General features: G+C 61.3%; 5 protein-coding genes and 1 pseudogene. 2 read left to right on the top strand and 4 right to left on the bottom strand.

The genetic code is table 11. The features are described from left to right. Positions 1-1,651: 1,651 nt before the first annotated feature. The 4 genes from galE to VGH68_RS24975 all read right to left on the bottom strand — a co-directional run bounded on the left by galE (position 1,652) and on the right by VGH68_RS24975 (position 6,045). A complete protein-coding gene (gene galE, locus VGH68_RS24990) occupies positions 1,652-2,674 on the bottom strand; it encodes a UDP-glucose 4-epimerase GalE (RefSeq protein WP_331606390.1) in 1,023 nt (340 codons plus the stop codon). 11 nt (positions 2,675-2,685) lie between these two features. After that, positions 2,686-3,834, bottom strand: a complete 1,149-nt coding sequence (locus tag VGH68_RS24985; RefSeq protein ID WP_331606389.1) for a glycosyltransferase family 4 protein — start codon at positions 3,832-3,834, stop codon at positions 2,686-2,688. Between the two features lie 121 nt (positions 3,835-3,955). Then, positions 3,956-4,786, bottom strand: a complete 831-nt coding sequence (locus VGH68_RS24980) for a glycosyltransferase (protein WP_331606388.1) — start codon at positions 4,784-4,786, stop codon at positions 3,956-3,958. Continuing rightward, positions 4,783-6,045, bottom strand: a complete 1,263-nt coding sequence (locus VGH68_RS24975; RefSeq protein ID WP_331606387.1) for an oligosaccharide flippase family protein — start codon at positions 6,043-6,045, stop codon at positions 4,783-4,785. Before VGH68_RS24975 ends, VGH68_RS24980 begins: the two co-directional genes overlap by 4 nt. Positions 6,046-6,385: 340 nt before the next feature. On the opposite strand from VGH68_RS24975, the gene VGH68_RS24970 reads away from it, so the two are divergent. Both VGH68_RS24970 and VGH68_RS24965 read left to right on the top strand, forming a co-directional pair. After that, positions 6,386-7,780 carry a phosphomannomutase/phosphoglucomutase gene (locus tag VGH68_RS24970; protein WP_331606386.1) on the top strand — a complete coding sequence of 465 codons (1,395 nt, stop codon included), beginning with the start codon at positions 6,386-6,388 and terminating at the stop codon, positions 7,778-7,780. 219 nt (positions 7,781-7,999) lie between these two features. Beyond that, positions 8,000-8,253: pseudogene (locus VGH68_RS24965) on the top strand (lipopolysaccharide heptosyltransferase I); the annotation flags it as partial.

Genomic DNA, 8,253 nt, shown 5'->3' with positions numbered 1-8,253 from the left:
CCGTCACAGGGAAGAATGGTTGCGAAGATCACCTGCTGCTGCCGGCCCAGAAAGACGACACAAGTGCAGTCTTTGTCGATCGCAGCGTTTCTAAGAAAATTTCGCCATAGCAGACAAATGAACGATTCGGATAATTTGGGCTGCGAATTAAATTGTTTAAAAGTGTAACTATGGTTGCATCTCTTGTTCGATGGATTTCCTGACGCGACTGGTCACGTTAAATAATTCCGTGGCCGCCAATCCCATATCCTCACGCTTATTGAAAGCGAACGAGTTCCCGCGCCCGACGGACTCGGGCGTCGCGAGAACGAGTTGCTATAGCCAGCGCGTCCCGGATTGAATGTCCGGGCTGCGTTTCCAATAAGTACTGCGTCCTCGCCGGCTGCGGTCATTCGCGCTTCAACCCGGCAAGAACGTTGAAATTCGCCAAACGCGAATTAGTTTGCTGGCAATTGCACGTAGAACAAGAAAGAATTGCGCGATAGGGTTTTCCCGCGCAGTTCATGGGCACAAAATATATCTCAAAAAACGTTTCAGTTATGTAACGTCGCGAAAGATGCGGAAAAAAAAGCGATAGCTCCCCGCATCCGTTTTCGCGGAGTGAGACTTTCCCTTGATCGCCGCATATTCGGGGTAAATCTCCCGCCGACGAACAAAAAGTACAATGAACCACTTGACACGTGCGTTTTGAAGAAATTTTCGCCCGGTTTATTCGTATTATAAATGCGGCAGGTGAACTTGTTGCCGTAACGGCTGGTTCGCCCCTTTCGGACAGTAGTCCGCTAGGGACTCCTTTGAATGCCGAAATGCGAAGTTTTCACCGCGCGTCCATCATGTATTTTTTTCTTTAATCGTATATATGAAACGCCGCAAACTCATATTTGGGGTCGAAATATCTAAAACTTCGGGCTAGGATCCGTCCGCCTTGATGGTGAACCTTTATTGACTTCTGACGGGCTCGGCTATGACCGGAACCAAATAGAAAGATTAACGAAAGCGCTTTGGGAAGATTTTATGAAATCGCGTCGACGTTTTTTGCGCGCACGGGGCGACGAACAAGCGACAGAAAAATAATTCGAATGAACGCGTGCCCAATTCGAGACGGTGAAAGCACTCGACATACGCTGCGGTTGAAAAGCCAGCATGGATTTCGCCTGTCGGCAGCGGCGTTGACGTGCTATTCGCATTCACGCCCCGACTTGCAAGCGTTGCCACAGCCTCCAAAGCTATCCGATAGCGCTCGGCGCGCTCGCGTGTGCTTGCCGCGTGGTGCAAAATTGGCGCGTCAATGGATGCACGACTTATCGATCCCCGAATAACCAGGTGGTGCTTCGGTGTTCTGTTGGCAACTTGGCCCGCGCGGCACAGCGCAAGTTGAAGTGTATGCGGCCAGAGCTGCGCACAAAAGGTGACGTCAATGGCTACCGGCGATCACGCACGATCAAGCCGGGGCCGTGTGTTCGCGGTACGTTCGATAAGAAAAACGGATCGCACGAGTCGGTGCAAAATCGTGACCCTCGCGAGCGAGTTCCACCGTCGCCAGCAAAACCTGACCTTCCGGGTGCCATTCTGCGAATAGGCCACAAAGAACGCCTGCGGCGGCGTCCGTGCGTCGCGACGCGCCAGATCCGCGGTCGATCTTCACGAGCCTTCATGCAAAGCCGTGCGGATTCATCGATTGCCAGCGCCAATGGTCGGCGCACATCCGCTCGATACCGAACTGTGCGCGCCAGCCGATGATCCTCTCGGCCGCCGTCGGATCGGCGAAGCACTGCGCGACGTCGCCTGGACGGCGCGCGACGATCTCGTGCGGCACCGGTTTGCCCGATGCCTTCTCGAACGAGCGCACCACGTCGAGCACGCTATAGCCCTGACCCGTACCGAGGTTGACGACGAAGCTCGCATCGCGCGTGACGAGCGCATCCAGCGCGGCGAGGTGCCCGCGCGCAAGATCGACTACATGGATGTAATCGCGCACGCCGGTGCCGTCGGGTGTTTCGTAGTCGCCGCCGAACACACGCAGCTTGTCGAGCTTGCCGACCGCGACCTGTGCGACGTACGGCATCAGGTTGTTCGGAATGCCTGCCGGGTCTTCACCGATCAACCCGCTCTCATGCGCGCCAACCGGGTTGAAATAGCGCAGCGTCGCGATGCGCCACGATGAATCCGACACTTCGAGATCGCGCAGAATCTGCTCCGCGATCAGCTTCGACTGACCATACGGATTGGTTGCCGACAGCGGAAACGATTCGTCGATCGGCGAGCTTTGTGGCACGCCGTACACGGTCGCCGACGAACTGAACACGAACTGCTTGACGTTGCGATCGCGCATTACGCCAAGCAGCGTCAGCAGGCTGCCGACGTTGTTGTCGTAATACTCGATCGGCTTCGCGACCGATTCGCCGACGGCCTTCAGCGCCGCGAAGTGGATCGCGCCGGTGATCGGATGCGCGTCGAAAATACGCTTGAGCGCCGCTTCATCGCGCACGTCGTCGTGATAGAAGCTCACAGCGCGGCCAGTGATCTGCTCGACGCGCCGCAGTGATTCGCGCTTGCTGTTCACGAGGTTGTCGATCGCCACGACATCGTAGCCGCCGGTGAGCAATTCGACGCAGGTGTGCGAGCCGATAAAGCCCGCTGCGCCCGTTACCAGAATCGTGCCCTTCGTGGTCATCTGTTGCTCCGTTAAAGTAAAACGCCCGTGATTTTCTGGACCAGGTCTTTGTAGGTTTCGACGACCACGCGTTCGTCGAAGTCCGTGGCGACTTTTTGCCGGCCACGCTCAGCCATCGCGCTCCGTTCGGCGCCGCTCATGTCGAGCATGCGCGCGAGGCTCGCGGCGAGGCTCGCTGCATTGCGCACTTCGCACAGCAAGCCGTTGACGCCGTCGGTCACCACTTCACGGCAACCGGGCACATCGGTCGCGACGATGGGCCGCCCCATCGCTGATGCTTCCATCAACGTGCGCGGTACACCTTCACGATACGACGGCAGCACGACGCAATCCGCGTCGGCGATAAACGGCCGCACGTCGTGCGCTTCACCACGATACTCGATCACGCCTTCGCGTTCCCACGCGGCGACTTCCTCGCGCGTGATCGCGCTCGGGTTGTCGACGCCTACCGGCCCGAGCAACTCGAAGCGCGCATGCGGATAGCGCGCGCGCAACTGCCGCGCAGCCTCGACGAATTCGCCGACGCCCTTGTCCCACAGCAGCCGCCCGATCAGCACGAAGCGAAATTCCGCGCGCTCGCGCAGCGGCGTGAACGCGAACTGCTCGAGATCGACGCCCTCGCCATGCAACAGCCGCGCGCGTTCCGGATGCACGAGCAGCTTGCCCTCGATGAATGCCGCTTCGTCGTCGCGATTCAGAAACCACACTTCACGCGGGAAACGGAACGCGAACCGATACAGTTTTTTCGCTATCCACGCAGCGCGGCTTTGCTGGATGAACACATAGCCGAGCCCCGTGGTGACCGCGACCGATTGCACACTGGCGAGTTTCGCCGCCACCGAACCGTAGATATTCGGCTTGATCGTGTAGTGAAACACGACGTGCGGACGGATGCTCCGGTATTGCCGGTACAGCGCGATGAGCGTGCGCAGATCCTCGCGCGGACTCGTGCCTTTCGACGCGATCGGCAACTCGATGCAGCGGCAACCCATCGCGGTCAGCAGTTCGAACGTGCGGTCGCGCGGCGCGAGCACGGTGACGTCGACGCCGCGTCCGATCAGCATTCGGATCAGCCCTTGACGATAGGTATAGATTGCCCAGGCCGTATTGCAGACGAGTGTAATGCGCAACGCTGGCGTCGCTTTGAAAGAGGGCTTCATGCGGGAAGAGGCTGAGCGTTGCATCGGGCGTTGACCAGGAAAGCGGACAGGGCAATGAATACGGCGGCGAATGCGACCGCGAGCGCAGCGGCGCACCCAGCGCACGCAGCGCGCGGGGCGATCAATCGCTCGCGCGCTGCGTGAGCAGCATGCGCTTGACCCGCTGCAACGTGCGATAAGGCAGCAGCAGATGCAGCAGATTCTTCGCGATGCCCAACCAGTCGTACGCATTGGCCACGTTGAAGTACCGCAGTTGCAAACGCAACGTCGAGACGATCTGACGGCGCCGTCTGCTTGCGCTGATACCTGCTTCATTCAGCTCGTAGTAGAGGCCGAGTTCCGGCAGGTTCGCGCAGTCGTAGCGCTCCATCAAACGCACGAACAGATCAAGGTCTTCGGCCGAGCGATAGTCGGCGCGATAGTTGCCGACTGTGCGCACGGCATCGATACGCAGCATCATCGATGGATGCGCGAGGCACGAACGAAAAAAGCGCTGGCGACGGATCGCCGTGGGTTCGGCCGGCGGCGTCAACATGAATAGCGGCTCGCCCGCGCGGCTGACGACCTGGGTCCACATGCCGAGCCCGGCCACGCGCGGATGCTGCTCCATGAACGCGCGCTGCTTCGCGAGGCGGCCCGGCACCGCGCGGTCGCCCGCGTCGATTCGCGCGGCGTAGCGAAAGCCGCGCTGCGCGAGCGCGTCGATGCCGGTCTGCAGCGCGCGCTCGATGCCGCCGTTGTGCGCGATGCGCAGCACTTCGATCTTGAGGTTCGGCAGCGCGGGGGCGACAATCGGCGGCACGCTGCCGTCATCGACGATCAGTACGTGCACCAGCGCACTTTCATTAAATGACGCGAGCGTAGAATCGACGTCCGCCTGGCCGTTGTATGCGGGCATCAGCACCGCGACATCGTCGAGCGTGGTTTGCGCGGCGGCGGATGAATTCGTCATGGGCGCAATTTGAAGCGGATGTAATAGAGGTTGACCGACGCGGCCGCCAGATAACCGGCCGCGAGACCGACGAGTGCGCCATATGCGCCGAGTCGTCGGATCGCGAGCACATTGACCGCGAACGCGACGGCGAGCGCGAGCAGCCACTTCGAGAGCAACACGAATTTGGCCTGATACTTGAGCACGACCAGATTGCCGATCGCCTCGATGCCGGCCGGCACCGAGAGCCACACGGCCCAGCGGAAGATTTCGATCGCGCCTTCGAAGTCCGGCCCGAACACGCGGCGGATGATGAAGCCGGCGAGCAGATCCAGCACCAGTGCGCCGGCTACCATCAGCGCGGCGGTCATCGCGGTGAGCCGCCACATATTGCGGCGCAGTTGCGCGATGCCCTGTACGCGATAGACGAACGCGGGTGCGATGGTTTGCGCGAGCATCAGCGCGAGCGTGATCCAGTTTTCGTTGAGTTGCTGCGCGGCGGAGTAGCGGCCGAGGTCGGCGAACGAAATCGCGCGTTCGAGCATTAGCCGGTCCAACTTCAGGAACAGGTACATACAGATGAGCCCGAGCCAGAACACCGTGCCCGCGCTCGCGAAGTGCTTGAACAGCGGGCGTTCGATCCGCCAGCCCAGTTTGCCGCGGTGGCGGCGCACGAAGTAAAGCATCAGCACCGCGCCGATTGCGGCCGATTCGAGCGCCCACAGCCAGCCGAAACGCGCGGGCGCGGCGGCGGCGCGCACCAGCAGATACACGCAAGCGGCCTTTAGCACCGCGGTGCTCATGCTGGTGAGCAGTTGCGGCTTGCTGTACGTCATGCTTTGCAGCCACGCGTTGATCACGCCGACGAACGGCTCGCGAAACAGCATTGTGACCGCGAGGCCGGCGAGCATCGCGCCGACCAGCGGGTCGAACAGGCGCAGTGCGATGCCGAGCCAGGTGAGCAGCAACGCCACCGCCGACACGGAGAAGCGCAACGCGAATGCGCTGCCGAGCACGGTGCCGAGCTGTTCGGCAGGACGGTTGACGATGGTGGGCACGAGGATTTCCGCGCCACAGACCCAGGTGATCGGCGACAGCACCAGCAGCAGCGTATTCGCGTACTGCCATTTGCCGAACGTATCGGGCCCGAAGTAGCGCGCCAGCACGCCGCTGATCACAATTGCGACGCCGATCTGAGTAAGCCGCTCGAGCCCGAGCCAGACGATGTTCGTGAACGCGCGCGTGACGTCCGGATTGGCGAAACGTTTGAGCGTTAGCATCCGTTGGCCGCTCGCCGTCGCGCGCCGCTCAGGCCGCATTGCGCGGCTGTTCGCGCGGCCATGTGCAGGGCCGTCTGTGCGTTCGCCCACCTGGCCGGCAGCCGCGGCAACTTTGCAAAAGGACGGCGTCTAAGCATTAGAATGGCGTTATTCAGGCGGGTCGGAAGAACGCAATTATAAGTTGGAACCGGACCGCTTCCGGCAAGGGCGCGCAGCGGTGTTGCAACGCCCGCTTTTATCGCGGATGGTAGTGATTCTTTACCGCAGGCATTGCCGTGAATTTACCGATTCGCCGGCGCTCCGCAGGTCAAAATTTTCCATTGCACGCAAGTGAGCCAACATGATCTCCAAATCGATTTTCAAGGCGTATGACATCCGCGGTGTCATCGGCAAGACGCTCGACGCCGACACCGCGCGTTCCATCGGCCGCGCGTTCGGCAGCGAAGTGCGCGCGCAGGGTGGCGATGCGGTCGTCGTCGCGCGCGATGGCCGGCTGTCGGGTCCCGAGCTGATCCAGGCGCTGTCCGACGGTCTGCGCGCGGCCGGCGTCGATGTGGTCAATGTCGGCATGGTGCCCACGCCGGTCGGCTACTTCGCGGCGAGCGTGCCGCTCGAGCTCGCAGGCGGCGAGCGTCGCGTCGATTCATGCATCGTCGTGACCGGCAGCCACAATCCGCCTGATTACAACGGCTTCAAGATGGTGCTGCGCGGCGCGGCCATCTACGGCGAGCAGATTCTCGCGCTGCACCAGCGCATCGTCGACGGCAACTTCACCGACGGCAACGGCAGCTACACCGAATACGATATCGCCGACGCGTACCTCGAACGCATCACGAGCGACATCAAGCTCGCGCGTCCGATCAAGATCGTGGTCGACACCGGCAACGGCGTGGCCGGCGCGCTCGCACCGAAGCTGTTCAGGAAGCTCGGCTGCGAACTGGTCGAACTGTTTACCGAAGTCGACGGCAACTTCCCGAACCATCACCCGGACCCGGCCCATCCGGAGAACCTGCAAGACGTGATCCGCGCGTTGAACGAAACCGATGCGGAAATCGGCTTCGCGTTCGATGGCGACGGCGACCGTCTCGGCGTCGTCACGAAAGACGGGCAGATCATCTACCCGGACCGTCAGCTGATGCTGTTCGCCGAGGAAGTGCTGTCGCGCAACCCGGGCGCGCAAGTCATCTACGACGTGAAGTGCACGCGCAATCTCGCGAAGTGGGTGAAGGACAAGGGCGGTGTGCCGCTGATGTGGAAGACCGGCCACTCGCTCGTGAAGGCGAAGCTGCGCGAAACCGGTGCCCCGCTCGCCGGCGAAATGAGCGGCCATGTGTTCTTCAAGGACCGCTGGTACGGTTTCGACGACGGCTTGTATACAGGCGCGCGTCTGCTCGAAATCCTCACGCGCGAGCAGGATCCGAGCAAGCTCCTCAATTCGCTGCCGAACTCGCACTCCACGCCGGAGCTGCAACTGAAGCTGGACGAAGGCGAGAACTTCGAACTGATCGCGCGTTTGCAGCAGAACGCGAAGTTCACCGGCGCGGACAACGTCGTGAAGATCGACGGTCTGCGCGTCGAGTATCCGGATGGTTTCGGTCTGGCGCGTTCGTCGAATACGACGCCGGTCGTCGTGATGCGTTTCGAAGCGGATAACGACGCTGCGCTCAAGCGTATCCAGGACGACTTCCGCCGCGTGATTCTCGCGGAGAAGGCCGATGCGAAACTGCCGTTCTAACGGCTGAGGCGGTGGCGCTTCGACTGTTGCCTGAACGGATCGAAGCGTCGTCGCCATCGAACGCGGCGCGGGTGGCATCTACCGCGCCGCTTTTTCATGTCTTTTACATCTGACGCGCTAGAATTGCCGTCCTCCTCAGCCCTCGGGGGCTTGGCGCGATGCGCCGGGTTGGGGCTCCTTTCAACGCATCTTCGAGCCGGATAGCCGGTTTTCCCACTCTTGAGCGCGCAAAAGATATTGATCGTCAGGGTGTCGTCGCTCGGCGACGTCGTTCACAACATGCCGGTAATCGCCGATATCCGGCGCCGCCATCCCGACGCGCAGATCGACTGGCTCGTCGAGGAAAGCTTCGCCGGGCTCGTCGAGCTCGTCACCGGCGTACGGCGCGCGATTCCGGTCTCGCTGCGGCGCTGGCGCAAACGCATCCTGTCGGTCGACAACTGGCGTGAAATCGGCGCGTTCCGCCGCGCGCT

Origin of the sequence: Paraburkholderia sp., from assembly GCF_036488505.1 — a bacterium.
Lineage (GTDB): Bacteria > Pseudomonadota > Gammaproteobacteria > Burkholderiales > Burkholderiaceae > Paraburkholderia.
This window is presented reverse-complemented; position numbering and strand designations above follow the sequence as displayed.

Excerpts from the sequence above, each read along its gene's own strand:
- VGH68_RS24970 (WP_331606386.1), top strand. The coding sequence starts at position 6,386 with ATGATCTCCAAATCGATTTTCAAGGCGTATGACATCCGCGGTGTCATC.
- VGH68_RS24975 (WP_331606387.1), bottom strand. The coding sequence starts at position 6,045 with ATGCTAACGCTCAAACGTTTCGCCAATCCGGACGTCACGCGCGCGTTC.
- VGH68_RS24985 (WP_331606389.1), bottom strand. The coding sequence starts at position 3,834 with ATGAAGCCCTCTTTCAAAGCGACGCCAGCGTTGCGCATTACACTCGTC.
- galE (WP_331606390.1), bottom strand. The coding sequence starts at position 2,674 with ATGACCACGAAGGGCACGATTCTGGTAACGGGCGCAGCGGGCTTTATC.
- VGH68_RS24980 (WP_331606388.1), bottom strand. The coding sequence starts at position 4,786 with ATGACGAATTCATCCGCCGCCGCGCAAACCACGCTCGACGATGTCGCG.